This window comes from Tenacibaculum sp. M1.3A (assembly GCF_057732375.1).
Genome location: NZ_JBYJEF010000001.1, coordinates 14,953 through 34,298, shown reverse-complemented (window position 1 = coordinate 34,298; position 19,346 = coordinate 14,953). Strand labels below are relative to the sequence as shown.

22 protein-coding genes are annotated in these 19,346 nt (G+C 29.5%); 12 read left to right on the top strand and 10 right to left on the bottom strand.

The genetic code is table 11. The annotated features are described in order from the left end of the window. Window positions 1-12 precede the first annotated feature (12 nt). A complete protein-coding gene (locus AC28QF_RS00165) occupies window positions 13-174 on the top strand; it encodes a hypothetical protein (RefSeq protein ID WP_488200372.1) in 162 nt (53 codons plus the stop codon). Between the two features lie 56 nt (window positions 175-230). Here AC28QF_RS00165 and AC28QF_RS00160 read toward each other — a convergent pair whose 3' ends face one another. After that, a complete protein-coding gene (locus AC28QF_RS00160; RefSeq protein WP_488200409.1) occupies window positions 231-872 on the bottom strand; it encodes a protein-L-isoaspartate(D-aspartate) O-methyltransferase in 642 nt (213 codons plus the stop codon). Between the two features lie 198 nt (window positions 873-1,070). Here AC28QF_RS00160 and AC28QF_RS00155 point away from each other — a divergent pair, with 198 nt between their 5' ends. Both AC28QF_RS00155 and AC28QF_RS00150 read left to right on the top strand, forming a co-directional pair. Continuing rightward, complete coding sequence (locus tag AC28QF_RS00155; protein ID WP_488200373.1) at window positions 1,071-2,036, top strand: Gfo/Idh/MocA family protein; 966 nt, start codon at window positions 1,071-1,073, stop codon at window positions 2,034-2,036. A 15-nt stretch (window positions 2,037-2,051) separates the two neighbouring features. Beyond that, on the top strand, window positions 2,052-2,939 hold the full coding sequence (locus tag AC28QF_RS00150) for a 3-hydroxybutyryl-CoA dehydrogenase (RefSeq protein ID WP_488200374.1): 888 nt from the start codon (window positions 2,052-2,054) through the stop codon (window positions 2,937-2,939). Between the two features lie 74 nt (window positions 2,940-3,013). Here the strand turns inward: AC28QF_RS00150 and AC28QF_RS00145 are convergent, their stop codons facing one another. The 6 genes from AC28QF_RS00145 to AC28QF_RS00120 all read right to left on the bottom strand — a co-directional run bounded on the left by AC28QF_RS00145 (window position 3,014) and on the right by AC28QF_RS00120 (window position 8,621). Continuing rightward, on the bottom strand, window positions 3,014-3,466 hold the full coding sequence (locus tag AC28QF_RS00145) for a DUF4440 domain-containing protein (RefSeq protein ID WP_488200375.1): 453 nt from the start codon (window positions 3,464-3,466) through the stop codon (window positions 3,014-3,016). Beyond that, a complete protein-coding gene (locus AC28QF_RS00140; protein ID WP_488200376.1) occupies window positions 3,466-4,419 on the bottom strand; it encodes an AAA family ATPase in 954 nt (317 codons plus the stop codon). The genes AC28QF_RS00145 and AC28QF_RS00140 overlap by 1 nt, the downstream gene beginning before the upstream one ends. 108 nt (window positions 4,420-4,527) lie before the next feature. Beyond that, window positions 4,528-5,907, bottom strand: coding sequence for a peptidylprolyl isomerase (locus tag AC28QF_RS00135; RefSeq protein ID WP_488200377.1), 1,380 nt, complete (start codon window positions 5,905-5,907; stop codon window positions 4,528-4,530). Beyond that, complete coding sequence (locus AC28QF_RS00130; protein ID WP_488200378.1) at window positions 5,870-6,730, bottom strand: hypothetical protein; 861 nt, start codon at window positions 6,728-6,730, stop codon at window positions 5,870-5,872. Before AC28QF_RS00130 ends, AC28QF_RS00135 begins: the two co-directional genes overlap by 38 nt. Window positions 6,731-6,734: 4 nt before the next feature. Continuing rightward, window positions 6,735-8,267 carry a peptidylprolyl isomerase gene (locus AC28QF_RS00125; protein WP_488200379.1) on the bottom strand — a complete coding sequence of 511 codons (1,533 nt, stop codon included), beginning with the start codon at window positions 8,265-8,267 and terminating at the stop codon, window positions 6,735-6,737. A gap of 72 nt (window positions 8,268-8,339) precedes the next feature. Next, window positions 8,340-8,621, bottom strand: coding sequence for a DUF493 family protein (locus AC28QF_RS00120; RefSeq protein WP_488200380.1), 282 nt, complete (start codon window positions 8,619-8,621; stop codon window positions 8,340-8,342). Between the two features lie 118 nt (window positions 8,622-8,739). Between AC28QF_RS00120 and AC28QF_RS00115 the strand changes: the two genes are divergently transcribed. The 7 genes from AC28QF_RS00115 to AC28QF_RS00085 all read left to right on the top strand — a co-directional run bounded on the left by AC28QF_RS00115 (window position 8,740) and on the right by AC28QF_RS00085 (window position 15,374). After that, on the top strand, window positions 8,740-9,270 hold the full coding sequence (locus AC28QF_RS00115) for an AAA family ATPase (protein ID WP_488200381.1): 531 nt from the start codon (window positions 8,740-8,742) through the stop codon (window positions 9,268-9,270). 4 nt (window positions 9,271-9,274) lie between these two features. Beyond that, on the top strand, window positions 9,275-11,158 hold the full coding sequence (locus tag AC28QF_RS00110) for a RecQ family ATP-dependent DNA helicase (protein WP_488200382.1): 1,884 nt from the start codon (window positions 9,275-9,277) through the stop codon (window positions 11,156-11,158). Then, window positions 11,159-12,103 (top strand): methionyl-tRNA formyltransferase, encoded by a 945-nt coding sequence (gene fmt, locus AC28QF_RS00105; RefSeq protein WP_488200383.1) that lies wholly within the window; start codon window positions 11,159-11,161, stop codon window positions 12,101-12,103. It begins immediately after the preceding gene. Between the two features lie 185 nt (window positions 12,104-12,288). Next, window positions 12,289-12,564, top strand: a complete 276-nt coding sequence (locus AC28QF_RS00100; RefSeq protein WP_218772720.1) for an HU family DNA-binding protein — start codon at window positions 12,289-12,291, stop codon at window positions 12,562-12,564. 118 nt (window positions 12,565-12,682) lie between these two features. After that, window positions 12,683-13,453, top strand: coding sequence for a pentapeptide repeat-containing protein (locus AC28QF_RS00095; protein WP_488200384.1), 771 nt, complete (start codon window positions 12,683-12,685; stop codon window positions 13,451-13,453). A 165-nt stretch (window positions 13,454-13,618) separates the two neighbouring features. Next, window positions 13,619-14,194, top strand: a complete 576-nt coding sequence (locus AC28QF_RS00090; protein ID WP_488200385.1) for a Crp/Fnr family transcriptional regulator — start codon at window positions 13,619-13,621, stop codon at window positions 14,192-14,194. Between the two features lie 67 nt (window positions 14,195-14,261). Continuing rightward, window positions 14,262-15,374 carry an SMP-30/gluconolactonase/LRE family protein gene (locus tag AC28QF_RS00085; RefSeq protein WP_488200386.1) on the top strand — a complete coding sequence of 371 codons (1,113 nt, stop codon included), beginning with the start codon at window positions 14,262-14,264 and terminating at the stop codon, window positions 15,372-15,374. Window positions 15,375-15,546: 172 nt separating this feature from the next. Here the strand turns inward: AC28QF_RS00085 and AC28QF_RS00080 are convergent, their stop codons facing one another. Next, a complete protein-coding gene (locus AC28QF_RS00080) occupies window positions 15,547-16,725 on the bottom strand; it encodes a THUMP domain-containing class I SAM-dependent RNA methyltransferase (protein WP_488200387.1) in 1,179 nt (392 codons plus the stop codon). 112 nt (window positions 16,726-16,837) lie between these two features. On the opposite strand from AC28QF_RS00080, the gene AC28QF_RS00075 reads away from it, so the two are divergent. Both AC28QF_RS00075 and AC28QF_RS00070 read left to right on the top strand, forming a co-directional pair. Then, window positions 16,838-17,563, top strand: a complete 726-nt coding sequence (locus AC28QF_RS00075) for a class I SAM-dependent methyltransferase (RefSeq protein ID WP_488200388.1) — start codon at window positions 16,838-16,840, stop codon at window positions 17,561-17,563. Beyond that, window positions 17,560-18,237 (top strand): ZIP family metal transporter, encoded by a 678-nt coding sequence (locus AC28QF_RS00070; RefSeq protein ID WP_488200389.1) that lies wholly within the window; start codon window positions 17,560-17,562, stop codon window positions 18,235-18,237. Before AC28QF_RS00075 ends, AC28QF_RS00070 begins: the two co-directional genes overlap by 4 nt. 125 nt (window positions 18,238-18,362) lie before the next feature. Here AC28QF_RS00070 and AC28QF_RS00065 read toward each other — a convergent pair whose 3' ends face one another. Both AC28QF_RS00065 and AC28QF_RS00060 read right to left on the bottom strand, forming a co-directional pair. Then, window positions 18,363-18,731: a cupin domain-containing protein gene (locus AC28QF_RS00065; RefSeq protein WP_488200390.1), complete on the bottom strand. Its 369-nt coding sequence runs from the start codon at window positions 18,729-18,731 to the stop codon at window positions 18,363-18,365. A 52-nt stretch (window positions 18,732-18,783) separates the two neighbouring features. After that, complete coding sequence (locus AC28QF_RS00060) at window positions 18,784-19,344, bottom strand: hypothetical protein (RefSeq protein WP_488200391.1); 561 nt, start codon at window positions 19,342-19,344, stop codon at window positions 18,784-18,786. Window positions 19,345-19,346: the final 2 nt, after the last annotated feature.

Sequence of the window (19,346 nt, the reverse complement as noted above, 5' to 3'; positions counted from 1 at the left end):
AAAACAAGAAAAATGAAAAAAGTAGTATTTATTGCAATTTGTGTCGTTAGTTTAATAGGTTTTTCTTCTTGCGGAAGTACATCTCCTTGTGGGTTATCTAAAGTAGATCAAACAAAACAAAATCAACATCAATCAGAGATTATTGTTGCCGATGCAACAGAAATAGCTGAATAACTTGGTGTTTCTTTTTATTCAAATTCAATAAATCCGCTTTTCTTAGGCGGATTTTTTTAGTTTTTCTTTTCTAACATTGGCACAAATTTAAAATCACCCAATTCATATTTCTCAAATTCTTTTGGTGATTTTCTTATAAATAATGTCATTACCTGTTCTTTATCTCCAACAGGAATTAACAATTTACCTCCTACTTTTATTTGTCCTAATAATGCTTTGGGCACAAACGGTGCGCCCGCTGTTACTATAATTTGATCAAAAAGAGCCTCTTCAGGCAAACCTTTGTAACCATCACCAAAAATAAATCGTTTCGGCCTGTATCCTATTTTAGGTAAAAATCTTGAGGTTCTCTTAAATAATTCATGCTGACGCTCTATCGTAAAAACCTCTGCTTTTAACTCTAATAAAACAGCTGTTTGATATCCTGATCCTGTTCCTATTTCTAAAACTTTATCTCCTGGCTTAATTTTTAAAACCTGAGACTGAAATGCAACCGTATACGGATGAGAAATTGTTTGCTCAGCTGCAATAGGAAATGCTTTGTTTTGATATGCATGTGCCTCGAAGCTACTATCTATAAAAAGATGCCTTGGTATTTTACGTATAGCATTTAACACGTTTTCATCTTCAATACCTTTTGTTTGTAAAACAATAGCTAATTGATTTCTAAGTCCTTGATGTTTGGTAGTATCTATCACAAATGGTAAAAATTTCAACAATTCAAAAGTAGTAATAAATCTGTATAAAAGTGTATCTTTGTTTGCATTGCTTTTCTAGTTAAAAAAGAAAAGTTAAATAGGTTAAAAACAAGGGCATTTATAGATTAAATTGTTAAGTAATCTTCTGGTAAGAACTACTTCTTTTATAAAAAATGACCATACAAAATTAAACATACTATGTTAAAAGCTGGAGTTTTAGGTGCAGGTCATTTAGGTAAAATTCACTTGCGTTTGTTACAACAATCTGAAAAATATGAATTGGTAGGATTTTACGATCCTTTTACTGAGAACGCTAAAAAAGTAGCAAAAGAATTTGGATATAAATTATTTAATTCTATTGATGCTTTAATAGATGCTGTAGATATCGTAGATATTGTTACACCAACATTATCTCACTTCGATTGCGCAAAACAAGCAATAGAAAAAGGAAAACACATTTTTATTGAAAAACCAATTACAAACACCCTACAAGAAGCGCAAGCTATTAGAACTTTAGCTAGCCAAAACCACATTCGTGGTCAAGTGGGTCATGTAGAGCGTTTCAATCCTGCGTTTACAGCTGTAAAAGATATGATAGACACACCAATGTTTATCGAAACACATAGATTGGCAGAATTTAATCCTAGAGGAACTGATGTGCCTGTTGTTTTAGATTTAATGATTCATGATATTGATATTATTTTATCAGTCGTAAAATCTAAAGTAAAAAATGTACATGCAAGTGGAGTTTCAGTTATTTCTGACACACCAGATATTGCCAATGCTCGTATTGAGTTTGAAAACGGATGTGTTGCCAACTTAACATCTAGTAGAATTTCAATGAAAAACATGCGTAAAAGTCGCTTTTTTCAAAAGGATGCCTATATTTCTGTCGATTTCTTAGAGAAAAAATCAGAAGTGGTTAAAATGAAAGATGTTCCTGAAAACCCTGATGAATTTGCAATGATTCTTCAAAATGCTGAAGGTGTAAAAAAACAAATTTATTTCGATAATCCTGATATAGTTGAAAACAATGCTATTCTTGATGAACTAGAATCGTTTGCTGATGCTATAAATAATAACACAACACCAATCGTTTCATTAAGTCAAGGAACCGAAGCTTTACGTGTTGCTCATATGATAATTGATTGCTTTACAAAATAATAAAACATACAAAAAATGAAAAATATCGCTGTAATTGGAGCAGGAACTATGGGTAACGGAATTGCGCATACATTTGCTCAATTTGGATACAACGTTCAACTTATTGATATATCTCAAACTGCCTTAGACAAAGGTTTAGCAACTATCACTAAAAATTTAGATAGAATGGTTACTAAAGAAAAAATATCTGAAGCTGATAAAAATACAACTTTAGGTAACATTTCAACCTATACCTCAATTAAAGAAGGCGTTCAATACGCTAGTTTAGTTATTGAAGCTGCTACTGAAAATGTAGATTTAAAATTAAAAATATTTAAAAACTTAGATGAAGTTTGTCCTGAAGATACCATTTTGGCTACCAATACTTCTTCTATTTCTATCACACAAATTGCTGCGGTTACCAATAGACCTGAAAAAGTAATTGGAATGCATTTTATGAATCCGGTGCCAATCATGAAATTGGTTGAAATTATTAGGGGTTATAACACCACTGATGAAGTAATGGACTTTACGATTGATTTAACTAAAAAGATTGGTAAGATACCTGTTGAAGTAAATGATTACCCTGGCTTTGTCGCTAATCGTATTTTAATGCCAATGATTAACGAATCTATCGAAACATTATACAACGGTGTTGCTGGTGTTGCTGAAATTGATACCGTAATGAAGTTAGGAATGGCACATCCAATGGGGCCTTTACAATTAGCTGATTTTATTGGTTTAGATGTTTGTTTATCTATCTTAAATGTTATGTACGATGGATTTAAAAATCCTAAATATGCTCCATGTCCTTTATTAGTAAACATGGTAAATGCTGGTAAATTAGGAAGTAAATCAGGTGAAGGTTTTTACGATTATAGCGAAAGTAGAAAAGCTGAAAAAGTAGCGAAAATGTTTTCATAAAGTCATTTTTGCATAATAAAAAAGAGGCAATTTCAATTGAAATTGCCTCTTTTATTGTTTTTTTAGTAACTATATTAACAAGAAGTATCTGCAATAATTTTCCATTTACCTTTTATCTTTTTAAAGATAATCATAAACACGCCATTTGCATCTCCTACTTTTCTTGTTAAATGATATTCTCCCATCACAAAATAAGCATCGTTATTTATCTTTGAAATATCATTAATCTTAAACTTAAGTTCACCAGAATGGTCTTTTGTTGGATACCCTTTTTTATAATTCGCTAAGGTTTTGTCCCATCCAAAAGTAACTCCATTACTTCCATAAAACTTTAAAGAATCACTTTTCCAATACCCTTGCATGAAACCTTCTAAATCGTGATTAGACCACGCTTTTTCTTGAGTTTTCATTATAACTAAAATCTCTTTTTTCTCTGTTTCTTCTGATACATCAACTGTAAGAATTTCTTTTTTACAAGAAACTATTATAGCTAAAAACAACACACTAAATACGAGTAACTTCTTCATTAAAATAATGATTTAATAATTTCTTTAATTGTGATTCCTTCAGCTTCCGCCTTATAATTTTTAACGATTCTGTGTGATAATATCGGAATAGCAACTCCTTGGACATCTTCAATGTCAGGAGAAAATTTTCCGTTTATCGCAGCATGTGCTTTTGCTGCTAAAATTAAGTTTTGTGAGGCTCTTGGTCCTGCTCCCCAATCGATATATTTTTTAATTAGTTCTGTTGCCTTATCTGATTTCGGTCGTGTTTTACCTACCAAACCAACTGCATATTCTACTACATTATCAGCTACAGGTATTCTTCGAATCAACTTTTGCAATTCTATAATTTCTTGTGATGATAAAACTGAAGTTACCTTTTGGCTACTTGTTGACGTGGTACTTTTTACAACCTCAACCTCTTCTTCAAATGTTGGGTATTCTAAATGAATAGAAAACATAAAACGATCTAACTGCGCTTCTGGTAAAGGATACGTTCCTTCTTGCTCAATAGGGTTTTGTGTCGCTAATACAAAAAAAGGCAAATCTAACTTGTAATGGTTTCCAGAAATAGTAACCGACTTTTCTTGCATTGCTTCTAACAAAGCTGCTTGCGTTTTTGGTGGTGTACGGTTAATTTCATCCGCTAAAATAATATTAGAAAAAATAGGTCCTTTTATAAATTTAAACTGACGGTTTTCATCTAAAATTTCGCTTCCTAAAATATCCGAAGGCATTAAATCGGGTGTAAACTGAATACGGCTAAATTGCAAACCTAATACATCTGAAATGGTATTTACTAGCAAGGTTTTTGCCAAACCGGGAACTCCTATTAAAAGAGAATGACCTCCGCAAAGAACAGACAATAAGGTGTAATTTACAGCCTCTTGCTGCCCAATTATAACCTTACCTATTTCTTGTTGTAATTGACTAAATTTTTTTACTAAATTGTTTACAGCAGTAACGTCTGACATGAATTAAATTTTAAATGTTCTTTTTCAAAAAAATCTTAATTTACAAACTATTATAAAATAAGATTCCCGCTAAACGCGGGAATCACAATATACTAAAATTATTAGTTCTTATTTGTTTTCTTTTTTCCAATCTTTCTTAAAAGTACAATCTTTATAATCACTACCTAATTTTATATAGGTTTCTTGTATTTTTTCTTTAGACCACTTTATAATGGTTTCTTCTTTTTTCTTTGCTAACGCAAATTGTTGCATTCTTACATAATCTTCTACAAGGTCGGCTGTATGTGTTTCCGTTTTATTTTTTAATAAAATTACTTTATACATTTTTTCACCTTCACGAGTTTCATCATAAAAAATATCAGACAAATCACCTTTATTAAGCTCACTAATTCTACCAAATAAATCTGGTGCCATTCTTGTTAATTCAAAAGTAGTTTCTTGTGTATATGGGTTTATTAACAATCCTCCATTATTTTTTGTTTCCTCTTCTTCTGAATACTTTTTTACAGCGTCTTCAAAAGTTATTGTACCATCTTTTACATCTTTTACAATCTTTTCGATAGCTTCTTTTGTTTCATTTAATTTAGCATCAGAAATTTCTGGTTGCATTAATATGTGAGAAACATCACGACCATTACCTCTTATTTTATTTAATAAAACAATATGGTATCCGAAAGGAGATTTAAATGGCTCTGAAATTTGACCTTCTTCTAATGAAAAAGCTACTTCTTTAAATTCTTTTACAAAACCAGTTTCTTTTGTAATTACTCCCATATTACCGCTATTTTGAGCGGCACTAGGATCGTCTGAATTTATAATTGCTTTTAATTTAAAACTCGCACCTCCTTCAACTTGCTTTTTAATTTCATTAAGCTTATTAATAATACGATCAATTTCTTCTTTAGTTGGTTCTGCTTTTAAAACTAACTGAGCTATTTCTACCTCTGCTGGTATTTCTGGTAATTCTTCTTTATCTGATAACCCTTTAAAATAAACTCTAATTTCTTCTGGAGTAACATCAATATCTTGCGTTATTTTTTGCTGTTCTTTTTCGATAAGAAGATTCTCTTTTTGAACTCTTTCTAACTCTTTCTTTAAATCTTCAATATCATTAAAACCATATGCTTTAACAACTTTTTCTTCACTACCATATTCATTAGTAAAGTAAGCTATACTTCTTGTTACTTTTTCATCAATATCTGATTGAGAAACAACAACACTATCAATAACTGCATGATGGGCTAATAACTTTTGTTGCATTAACTCTTCTAACATTTCACAATTAGAAATTGTTATCTTCCCTTCACTTCTTTGTTCTACTTCTTGCTTAAATTTATCTATGTCAGAATCTAAAACAATATTTTTACCAATAACTACTGCTACTCCATCTATTTTAGTTTCTTGTGCATTTATAGCACCTAAACTAGCTAAGAAAAAGGTAAATAAAATACTAGTATTCTTTAAAGTTTTTGTTTTGAATTGCATCATTTATCAACGTTTTTTCTATCTCTCTAATTAATTCTAATTTTCGCTTGTGTAAAATTATTTGTTTTATCCTCGGATTTACAAATAACAAAGGTGCTGTTGCGTTTTTTGGCAACATATTTTTTACAGCGACCAAATATACTCCTAAACTATCTTCTTTTTGTATGTATTTAGATATTTTTAACAGTTTTTGATCAGTTTTCGACTCAAGAGCCGGTACTTTTTTCTGTAAATAAGAAAAAGGCACCCAAGTTGAATCTTGTAGTCTGTAAGATTTAAAGTTTAATAAATACCTTTCTAAATCTTCACGCTCTTCTTCCTCTGAAGATTTAAAGTTTTTTATTATTTCTTCTTTATCCAAAAAGTCTTTTCCGAAATGAATATATTCAAACTGTAAGAGCTCTTCGTTTAATTTAAAATTTTCTTTATTTTTTTGATAATACAACTCTATTTCTTCTTCATTTACAATTGTATCTAATTGCTGCTTTATTAAACGTTCTTTGTAACCATTTATATACAGGCTTTTTTTATAATTATTTACTAAACTTTCTATTTTACTACTGTTTACTCCAGATATATTTTCTTCTGCTTTTACTAATAATAATTCTTTTTTAGCCCAGGAATTTATAAGCCCTTTTACGATTACCATACTATCTTTTTTGGTAATACCTTTAGGAATTAATTCAGCTATATCTTTCTTGTAAAGGTTTTTATTATAAACGGTAGCAATAGGCCTATGCTGCTCGACTCTTTTAGTTTTTAAGCTAATAAAATCACAAGAAGAAACAACAAATATTACTAGTAATAAAAGGATTATTTTTTTCACTTTTTTATTGATTGTATATTTTTTTTAACTTTTTTAATTCTTTTACTTTTATTTCAATTTCACTTTTTTCTCTTAGCTCATTTACCCAATCTGTTTCTAGCTGTTTTTGATAATCAGTAATTACATATCCTCTTACTTCTGTAAATGGTTTGTTTTTATATTTTGATTTATTCAATTTATAAAACGCTTTTAATTCAACAGTATCATTTAAAGATTTATTCCATATTTTTTTTTGCAATAATTCAAACAAAAGCAATCCTTCTTTATACTCTAAAAAAGCCTGCTTAAACTGAGGTTTTGTATGTAATAAATCATTTTTAAAATATGTTAAAACTTCATAATTTATAAAATCTTCATAAACTGTTTTTATTGGTATACTTTTATTCTTTTTACGATAATTATAAAACGATTTTTGAAATATTTTTTTTTTATTAATCGTGAATAAAACACTATTCAGATTCTCTTGATTAATTTCATCATTTTCTGACACTAAAAAAACGGCTAATGCTTTTTCTGACTCCTTAATTTTGTACTCTTTTTTCAACCTACTTAAAACCACTTTTTTTGATAAAGTTGCTCTACTAGAATTTCTAACTTTTTTAGTTAACTCTTCTTTTACATCATCAAAAGAACCTATAGGGTAATTTTTTAAGAGTTTAACAATATGCCATCCAAATTTGGTTTTAAAAGGCTCTGTGTAATCCCCTACATTTTTAATTTCTAAAACCTTATTTTCAAAAACTGACACCATATCACCTGTGCCAAATTTTGGTAAATCCCCTCCTAAAAAAGCAGTTACCTTGTCTTCTGAGTATTTTTTAGCAAGCTCATTAAAAGAACTACCTAATTTAAGTTTTTGATAAATTGAATCTATCTTTTCTTTACTATTAGTTGCATTTTTTATCAAAATATGAGCAACATCAAACGATCCTTTAGAAAGTCTTTTTCCTGTAACTTTTAAAATATGGTAGCCATATTTTGTTTTAAAAGGCTTAGAAACTTGATTTAAAGGAGTTGTATAAGCCTCTTCCTCAAACGGATACACCATTGAAAATGCAGAAAAATAACCTAAATCACCTCCATTAATATTTGCAGAAGGATCTTCTGAAACTTCTTTTGCTACTTTCTTAAAAGATTCCCCGTTTAAAATCCTATTTCTAATTTTTTCAATTCTTTTAAAAAGTACTAACGTATCAAATTTAATACCTTTTTCAGGAAACTTTATTAATATATGGCTTGCTTTAACTTCATTTTTTTTGCGATAATAAGCGTCTTTTATTAGTTTTGATAAAAATGCTTCATCTTGTAAATAAGGAGCTATTAACTGGTTTTTATAACCTTCTAATTCTCTTTTGTAACTTTTTAAAGTATCTAATTTTAAATTATAAGCTTCCTTAATTTTTAGTTTGTAATTAATATATAGCTTTAAATAGTTATCTATACTTTTAGATTCTTCGTCAACTATAATTCCTAAGTTTTTCTCATATACCTGTTTAAATTCTGAAACCATTACTGGCGAGTTATTTATCCGAAACAATTCTTTGTCTTTTTGAGCAAAAGAATTGTTTATTATAACAAAAATGAGAAAAAATGAAAAAAACTTATACATCTATAATGAAATTATACCCTTTATAACATCTGCTTTTTTATAATACGCAATTACTTCTTCGGCGTTTTTTACATTTAAAAAAATAGAAAGACTGTTGTATTTACCTGTTTTAGATTTTTTGGTTTCTATAACTGCGCCTCCATTATTAAATAAATTCTTTACCTCTTCTACCTGATTACCATCTGTTGGCACAATAAATTTATATAAATATTTACTAGGAAATGTTGTTGTATCTTCTAACTGACCTTTTAACTTGATATAAAATGCTTCTCTATCTGACATAATGCTTTATTAAACTTTTTCTAATAATAATTATCCTGGATATAAGATAATCATAAAAATGAATGACAAAATTACACTATTTATTACATTTATAATTTGAAACTTATATTTTTGCATCATGCAACAAAAAATAGTTTTAATAGGAGGACCCGGAACCGGTAAATCTTCAATTTTAAGAGAGTTTATAAAACGTGGGTATAATTGTATGCCAGAAATTTCGAGAGAAGTTACCTTAAAAGCTCAAAAAGAAGGAATAGATCAGTTGTTTTTAGAGCAGCCTTTACTTTTTAGTCAAATGCTATTAGAAGGTAGAGAACAGCAATATTTAGAAGCTGAAAAATGCCCGAATGACATTGTGTTTTTCGACAGAGGAATTCCTGATGTACATGCGTATATGAATTATTTAGCAAGTGAGTATCCGCCTATCTATAAAGAAAAAAGCAATAAATACTTATATACAAAAGTGTTTATGTGTGCTCCTTGGGAAAAAATTTATAAATCAGATAACGAGCGCTACGAAACCTACGAGCAGGCTGTAGAGATTGACACCTATTTAAAAGAAGCATATCAAGAAATAGGATATGAAATTATAGATGTTCCTTTTGATACCATAAAAAAACGCTGCGATTTTATTTTACAATCGTTATAAAACGATGTATGAAGAATCTACAAACATATTAAAACATTACTGGGGACACAGTTCTTTTAGAGCTCCTCAGCAAGAAATTATAGCAGCTGTATTAGAAAAAAAAGATACCATCGCTTTATTACCAACAGGTGGTGGTAAATCTATTTGTTTTCAAATTCCTGCTTTAATAAATGATGGTGTTTGTATTGTTATTTCGCCATTAATCGCATTAATGCAAGACCAAGTAGAAAGTCTTGTTGCGAAAGGCATAAAAGCTACCGTAATTCCTTCGGGAAGCTCGCAAGATGATATTATTACACTTTTTGATAATATCCGTTTCGGAAAAATAAAATTTTTATATGTTTCTCCCGAGCGCTTACAATCTCGTTTTATTCAAGAAAAAATAAAGCAATTAGATGTAAATTTAATTGCAATTGATGAAGCGCATTGTATTTCTGAATGGGGACACGATTTTCGTCCTTCTTATCAGCATATTGCCATTTTAAAAGAACTACATCCAACAACAAATATTATTGCTTTAACCGCAACAGCTACAAAAAAAGTTATTGATGATATTATAGTTTCTTTAGATTTAGAAAATCCTACGGTTTTTAAAAAATCTTTTTACAGAGAAAACCTAGCATATCAAATTTTTAAGACGGATGATAAACTCCGTAAATTACATCAAATTTTTACTAAAACGAAAGCACCAGCAATTGTTTATGTAAACTCTAGAGTTAAAACTAAAGAAATCTGTGCTTATTTAAATGCTAACGGTTTTAAAAGTACTTTTTACCACGGCGGATTAACAAGTTTAGAAAAACAACTTTCTTTTGATAGTTGGATGACCGAAAAAACACCAATTATTGTTGCTACAAACGCTTTTGGTATGGGAATAGACAAACCCAATGTTCGGGTTGTTATTCATTTAAACCTTCCTGTATCTATAGAGAATTATATTCAAGAAGCTGGTCGTGGTGGACGAAATGGTGACAAAGCTTTTTCGGTTGTTTTAACAAATGATAACGATATTAAACTTAGTAAAGAGTTATTAGAAAAATCACTACCTGTTATTGAAGATATAAAATTGGTACATCGAAAGTTATATCAACATTTTCAAATTGCCAAAGGAGAACTTGTCGAAACTACTTTCGATTTTAACTTTTTAGAATTTTGTAGTAAATACAAGTTAATTGCTAATAAAACCTATAACGCTTTACAAATATTAAATAGTAACGGAATCATAGAATTGAATTCTAATTTTCACCAAAAATCTACCATTCAATTTTCTGTTTCAAGCAAACGAGTGTTACTATATTCTCAGCAAAATCCGTCTTCAAAAAACTTTGTACAAACATTATTACGTTTGTATGGTGGTGTTTTTGAAAACCTGGTAAAAATTGATGAGTTTTATATCGCTAAAAAAGTTGGTATTACTTCTTGGCATGTTATTGAGGAATTAGAACGAATGGCTGAAAAAGAAATGCTTGAATACAACCAAGCAACCAATAATTCAGAATTATTTTTTCTGCATCCTAGAGAAGATGATACAACCGTAAACCGTGTTTCTAAAAACATCCGTTTATATTTAGCTCAGAAAAAGCAAAAAAATGATGATTTACTAGGGTTCATTAAAAACAATGAAGTTTGCAGAAGTGTACAGTTATTACATTATTTTAATGAAACTAGCAGTAAAGAATGCGGTATTTGTGATGTTTGCTTACAAAAAAAACAACCTTTTACTATAAAACCACTTGCAATTCTTAATTTATTAAAAAACCATAAAGCCTTAACAGTTTACCAAATCAGTACACATCTAAACGAAAAAGAAGCAAACATTTTAATACTTTTGCGTACGCTATTATCCGAAGAAAAAATAAACGTTACTAACAATAAATACTTTTTATAAATGAGAGATTTACGCATTGTTTTTATGGGAACACCCGATTTTGCGGTGACCATTTTGCAACACCTTATCGAAAATAATTATAATGTAGTTGGGGTAATTACTGCTGCAGATAAGCCTGCTGGTAGAGGTCGTAAGCTAAATCAATCTGCTGTAAAAAAATATGCCCTGTCTCAAAACCTCCCTATTCTTCAACCTACCAATTTAAAAAATGAAGAATTTCAGGCTGCTTTAAAAGATTGGAATGTCAATTTACAAATAGTGGTTGCTTTTAGAATGTTACCGAAATCAGTTTGGGCAATGCCAGCATATGGTACTTTTAATTTGCATGCTTCTTTATTGCCAGAATATCGTGGAGCTGCGCCAATTAACTGGGCACTTATAAATGGTGAAACCAAAACAGGTGTTACTACCTTTTTTATTGATGATAAAATTGATACTGGTGAAATTATATTACAAAAAGATATCACTATTAAAGACGATGAAATTGTTGGTCAATTACACGATCGATTAATGTATTTAGGTGCCAATTTGGTTGCCGAAACATTAGATTTAATTGCTACGGGAGATGTAAACACTACAAAACAGCCCGAATTAGAAGAAAAACCTGCTCATAAACTGTATCCTGATAATTGTAAAATAGATTGGTCTAAATCTTTAAATAATATCTACAATCATATTCGTGGTTTAAACCCTTACCCTGCTGCTTGGACAACTATTAAAAATGGTGAAGATGAAATTTCAGCTAAAATATATGGTGTAACAAAAGAGTTTTCTGACCATGAATTTACAAACGGAACAGTTATTACCTCTAAAAAGGAATTAAAAATTGCCGTAAAAGACGGTTTTCTTATTGTTGATGAAATTAAGATTTCTGGTAAAAAATTAATGGATGCTAAAAGTTTATTAAACGGTTTTCAATTCGATAAAGAAGCAAAAGCGCTGTAACCCTTTACTTATAAGGTTTTACTGTTTTGTAGTAAAAAGTAATCATGGTTATTAACAATTACAGCCTACTTATTAACAAATAAGCCTTTTTTTAGGGTCAAAACTTGCACGGTACCGCATTCCTACTATATTTGTTGAGCTATTTAGCGAAAAACAAAAATTAATTTTTAAAACTTATTAAGATTATGAACAAATCAGATTTAATCGATGCAATGGCTGCTGACGCAGGAATTTCTAAAGCTAATGCTAAAGCTGCATTAGACTCTTTAACTTCTAACGTTACTAAGTCTTTAAAGTCAGGTAACAAAGTTGCATTAGTTGGATGGGGAACTTGGTCTGTTTCTGAAAGAGCTGCTAGAACTGGTAGAAACCCTCAGACAGGAAAAGAAATTCAAATTGCTGCTAAAAACGTAGTAAAGTTTAAAGCGGGTGCTGGCTTAAGTGATTCAGTAAACAACTAAGACTTTTCTTAAAACATATTTAAAACAGCATTTAGGTAACTAAATGCTGTTTTTCTTTGCAATAGTGTCACAAACAAAACAATAGTTTGTCTATTAAGTATAACACAAAAACAAAAAAATGAAAAATACAATTACATTCATTGCCTTTTTACTATGCTTATCTACCTATGCGCAAAAAACAGTAAATGCTTCGGATATTATTAGAGATGTAAAAAATGGTAAATCAGTAACTATTTCTAACGCTACTATAAAAGGAGTTTTAGACTTTACTTTTATGGATGAGGCTTTGCCTAAATTACCAAAAAGAAAAAGCTGGTGGAACAACGGAGGCTCTAATACCATAGAAAAACAAATTACTAATAAGGTATCTTTTGTTAACTGTACTTTTAATGATGATGTTTTAGCATACATTCCACATGAAAAAAGTGGTTATACTTTTATCGCTAATTTTGAAGACGAAGTAATATTTAAAGACTGTACTTTTAAACAAAAAGCCATGTTTAAATATTCTGATTTTGAAAGAAATACCGATTTTTCAAACACAAAATTCAATAATGACTCTACTTTTAAATATGCCAAATTCGAGAGAGATATTTCCTTTGAAAACACTTTCTTTGATGAACCTGCAACCTTTAAATATGCCGACTTTAAACAACATGTAAGTTTTGCGAATGCTGTTTTTAATGAAAGTGCTATTTTTAAATATACCGAATTTAATAACGGAGTTTCTTTTAAAAACGTAAAGTTTGAAGAAGATTTAAACATAAAATATGCGCAAGTATCTGGTGATTTTAATATTACGAATATGAATGTAGCCTATGATATCGATTCTAAATACACTAAAATAAACGGAAAAAGTTTTAGTAAATATTTGTTGATGAATAAGTAATCTTTTTTCTTAACCTTATTTATCAAATCAATAAAAACTCACAATGTACATTGTGAGTTTTTATTGATTAAGTTTGATTATTATCTTAATTTCTAATAGGTTTGTTAACAATTGATTTAATTTATAAAAAAGAACTCTTATAATTAAAGTTATCTTCTATTAAAAATGAACGAACTGAGTATAATATTAAAAGAATTAATTGAATTAACAGAAAGTGAATGGGGTGAATTTTCTAAACAATTAAAAAGGAAAGAATATAAAGCGAAAGCCATACTAATTGAAGAAGGAAATACGGCAGAGTCTTTATACTTTATTCAATCGGGATTATTTAGGACATATAAAAATTTAGATATAAAAGATATTACTACTTATTTCGCTTGTGACAATCAATTTATAACGGTTTTTAATAGTTTTATAAATCAAACAACTTCATCAGAAATTTTAGAAGTTCTTGAAGATAGCATAATTTATGAAATATCATTTGATAGCTTGACTCAGTTATATAAAAAATCTTCAAAATTTGAAAAATTCGGTAGGATTTTAGCGGAAAAAAATCATCTTTGTGCCTTAGAAAGAACTTTAACAATGCAGACTAAATCTGCAAAAAAAAGATATTTAGATTTTTTAAAAAATTACAACAAAAAAATTACAAGTAGAGTTCCTCAATACCAAATTGCGAGTTTCCTTGGCATAGCGCCTGAATCCTTAAGTAGAATTAGAAAAGAAATTTCTATTTCATAACAAATGTCAAGATATAAATATTAAAACCTGTTGTTTCTTTGTGTTTTATAAATTAAAAATAACCACAATGAAATCATCTAAAAAAGTAAAAATATCAATTATTATAATACTTATTATCTTCTCTTTATTTATTACTAATGTATTATATAATTCCTGGTCACTTAATCCTTTAGCATGGTCACCACCAACAATCTTAAAACTAGATGGATTACTGGCAGAAAATGAATTATTAAGTACAACAAAACGGATTGAATTAAATGGCTGGTTTGGACCAGAAGACATTGCAATAGATAATCAAGGAAATTTGTATTGCGGAGTACATATTTCTAAAACAGATTTCACAGATGGTCGCATTTTAAAAATCGATACGTCTGGAAAAGTTACCGTATTTGCGAATTCAGAATCTTGGGTTACAGGTATGCATTTTGATAGTAATCAAAATCTAATCGCTGGCGACTTAGAAAGAGGTTTAATAAGTATAGACCAAAATGGCAATATTAAAACTTTGGCTAGTGAAGATGAAAACGGCAACAAATTCTTAATACCAAATGACGTTGATATTGCTAGTGATGGAATTATTTACTTTACAAATACATCTTCAAAATTAAACTTTAGTAACAAACATATTTGGAAATTATTAATGGAAGTTAGACCAGATGGAGGCCTTTATAGTTATGACCCAAAAACAAAACGTGTAAAAACGTTAATTGATGGGACATATTTTGGAAACGGAGTTGCTGTTTCTCAAAATGATGAGTTTGTATTAATGGTTGATTTGGCAAAATATAGAATACGTAGATACTGGCTTAAAGGAGAAAAAAAAGGGACTACTGATATATTTATAGATAATTTAAACGGCTTTCCTAATGGAATTTCTAGAAGTAAAGATGGTAGTTTTTGGCTTGGTTTTTCAACTAAAAGAGATGAATCACTAGATAAAATACATTCGAAACCATTAATTAAAAAAATCGTTTATGGGCTTCCATCTTTTATGCAGCCTAAGACAATACCTTATGGAATGTTAATGCACTTAAATAGTAATGGAGAAATAATAAAAACATATTACGATACAACTGGGAAATTTGTAGCGGAAGCAACTTCTGTAGAAGAACACAATGGTTATCTTTACCTTGGTGGAGATGTATCTGGTCATATTGGAAAATATAAACTAGAAAAATAACTGTATACTAAAAAGATATAAAACTAGATACTTTAGCATATTTCTATAAATTACTATGGATGCCCTGTTTTATTTAGCACTTACTAAATTAATAATCATGGTAAAAACGTTAACGATACTTAAAACTCACTTTCAAAAAAAATCCACTGAAAACTTTCAGCGGATTTTTATATTATTCTTCAATATCAGATTCAAAATCATTCTTAATTCTTTTACTTCCTTCATAAAGTTCATACTTTACAAAACGACAATCTAAATCGGCATTTTTAAGCGGTATTCTCTTTGAAGTACGCAATCCTACATGCTTTAGGGCTAACATATCCGAAGTAATCAACCAAGCAGTTGAATCGTGGTAATTATGTTTTAATGTATCACCTATTTTTGTATAAAATTCTTCTACATCAATATTTAAACGTTCACCATAAGGCGGGTTAAACAAAATAGTAGTTTTACCAAATACTTCTTTCTTAGAGTTAAAAAAGTTTACGTGGTGTATTCCTATAAACTCTTCTAAATTGGCGTTTATAATGTTCTGTTTTGCTTTTGTAACTGCAGACGGAGCTTTATCAAATCCCATTATTTTAAAATGAGAACTTGTAATTTTCTTTAACAACGCATCCTGAATTACAAAAAATAAATCCTCGTCGTAATCTTTCCAGTTTTCAAAAGCAAAATGCTTACGATTAATGTTTGCAGGTATATTATTAGCAACCATAGCTGCCTCAATTAAAATCGTACCTGAACCACACATTGGGTCGATAAAATTCTCTTCTCCTTTATAACCAGATAACAAAACCAAACCTGCCGCCAACACTTCATTAATTGGCGCAATATTGGTAGCACTTCTGTATCCTCTTTTGTGTAGTGAATCTCCTGATGAATCTAAAGAAATTGTTAACCATTCATTATGAATATGAATGTGAATCTTTACATCCGGATGCTTTAAATCTACATTCGGACGCTTTTTGTACTTGCTCATAAAATAATCAGCAATTGCATCCTTCGATTTTAAACTAATATAGTGTGAGTTTGTTGTAAAATTCTTCGAATTTACTACTGCTCCGATAGCAAAAGTTCCGTCAACATCAATATATTTATCCCATTTTACACGCTGAATTGCCTCGTATAAATCTTCTTCATCAAAAATTTTACTCTTTTTAATCGGTTTTAAAATACGAATAGCCGTACGCAAAGCAATATTTGCTTTATACATAAAACCTGTATCCCCTTTAAAAGTAACATTACGTATTCCTTCCTTAACATCCTGACCACCAAGCTTTCTTAGTTCATCTGCTAAAACACCTTCTAAACCTGCCATTGTAACAGCAGTCATTTTAAAATCTTTCTCCATGTAATTGTAAAATTTCACTGCAAAAGTACAGCTTATTTTGGGTTGATGTGAATCTTTTCTTGTTTCAATCTAAAAAACGTAAGATTTGTGTACTTTTGCAGACCTTATAATTATGAAAACAACAGACTGGTTTACTTCTTGGTTCGATACTTCTTACTATCACACATTATATAAACATAGAAATGATGCCGATGCGCAATTTTTTATGCGAAACATTACATCTTTTTTAAAACTACCTAAAACAAGCCATATTGCTGACTTACCTTGTGGTAAAGGGAGACATTCTGTATACTTAAACTCTCTAGGCTACAAAGTAACTGGTGGCGATTTAAGTGGTAATAGTATTGCCTATGCTAAGAAATTTGAAAATGAATCGCTTAATTTTGAAGTTTGGGACATGCGTGATCCCATAGAACTTAAATACGATGCTATTTTTAACTTATTTACAAGTTTTGGTTATTTTGAGGATGACAATGAAGATATTGCTATTTTAAAAAGTATCAAAAACGGCTTAAAAGAAAATGGTCTGTTTGTTTTAGATTTTTTAAACGTCGAAAAAGTTAAAAACTCATTAGTTGCAGAAGAAGTAAAAACAATTGATGGTATTGAGTTTCATATTAAAAGAGAAATTAAAGATGGTTTTATCTTAAAGTATATTTCTTTTATTGCTGATGACCAACAACATTCATATACAGAGCAGGTAAAATTTTTAACCTTAGAAAAAATGCAACCTTACTTTAAGAAGGCAAACCTAAAAATAAAACACGTTTTTGGCGACTATAGTTTAAATAGTTTTGATAAAAATACTTCTGATAGATTAATATTAATTGCAGAATGAGTTACATATTATTAATAATTGCTGTTTTAGTAGGCTCTTTGCTTGTTTTATTTTTAAAACCAAACAACAATCTAGTTCGTTTACTTTTAGCCTTTAGCGGCGCTTATTTATTGTCAGTTACCATATTACATTTGCTACCTGAGGTTTATATGCATACAAGTGATGCTAAGAAAATCGGAATCTTAATTTTAATCGGAATTATTATACAATCGGTTTTAGAATCGTTTTCTAAAGGTGCCGAACACGGTCATATTCATGTGCATTCTGATTCATCTAAGTTTCCTTGGTTACTTTTTGTGAGTTTATGTATTCATGCTTTTTCTGAAGGATTACCAATACACCATGCTGGCGACAATTTACTTTGGGCAATTATTGTACATAAAATTCCTATTGCCATTGTTTTAACAACTTTCTTTTTACAGACAAATTATAGTAAAAAAACAATTATTTTATTTTTAAGTCTTTTCGCTTTAATGAGTCCGTTAGGCGTATTAGTTTCAGATAAAGTGCCTTTTTTCATTGAATACCATACAGAAATAACCGCTTTAATTATTGGTGTTTTTCTACATATTTCTACAATCATACTTTTTGAAAGTTCAGAAAATCACAAATTCAATTTTAAAAAATTTACCGCAATCCTTTTAGGAATTGTGTTAACAATACTTACGCTTTAATATTTTTCAAATAACGTATATAAAAAAACATCAAATTGAAACAAATTCAATTTGATGTTTTTTCGATTTATAAAGTACTGTTATTATCAAATAAATTCAACGTAACAAATCTCCTTAAAATTATTCTATTCCTCTTCTCTATGCACCAAATCAATTGAAAAAGCAGGCATACAAACAGCTAAATACTCACAAGGTTCGCTAAACGGATTTGAGTATTGAACTCGTACTCCTTTTTCTATTTTAATCGACTCTCCTTTTTCTAACACAATTATTTCATCGCTAATTATAAATTGCTTTTTTCCTTTTATAATATAGGTATACTCCTCAAATTCTGGTGTTTGAAAAGGCTCACTCCAACCAACCGGCGCAACCATATGAGCAATACTTACATTAGGGTTTTTATCTGTAGCATTGCCAAAATGCTCTTCTATTAATTTACCATCAGTAGTTGGTACTACAAATGGTTTTCTTTGAATTGTATATTTTTTACTCATTATATAAAAATTAAAAAGCCGAAACAATTGTTTCGACTTTCTGTTTGTTTTTTTAATTAAACCAAATGGTTAGTGATTTTATTTTAGCTAAATCAGGTATTTGATCTATCGTTACTTTTTGTGTACTAAAATCTTTTAAACCTAAATCTTCTTTATCTAATGCAATTGTTGCATTTAAATCGTCTATAAATAAGGTAGCTGATAAAAATGATGATTCAACTTTACTTATCGTATTATTAGCGTTAATTTCTTGAAATGAAGAACTAATATTTAAACCCGATTTAGTCTTAAAACGATTATCATAAATTTCGATACTTTTTATAGTTGATAAAGAGTCTAATTGTTCATTTGGTACAATCGTTAATAAATGCTTTCCTCCTTTTTCGAAAATTTCATATTTATCATCTTCTTGATAAAAATTATTTCCCTTAGCTCCTTCGCTTAATATTTTTACTACAGAATCGTTTTTAAAAATTCCGTCTAATTCTTGCATTGTTGTTTTTGTGGTTAATTTACCTACTTTACCTTTAGAAACATCGTATTTACTGTTACCGCATTGCATAAATACCACTGAAATTAATGCGATTATTAGGGGTTTAATTAAATTTTTCATTC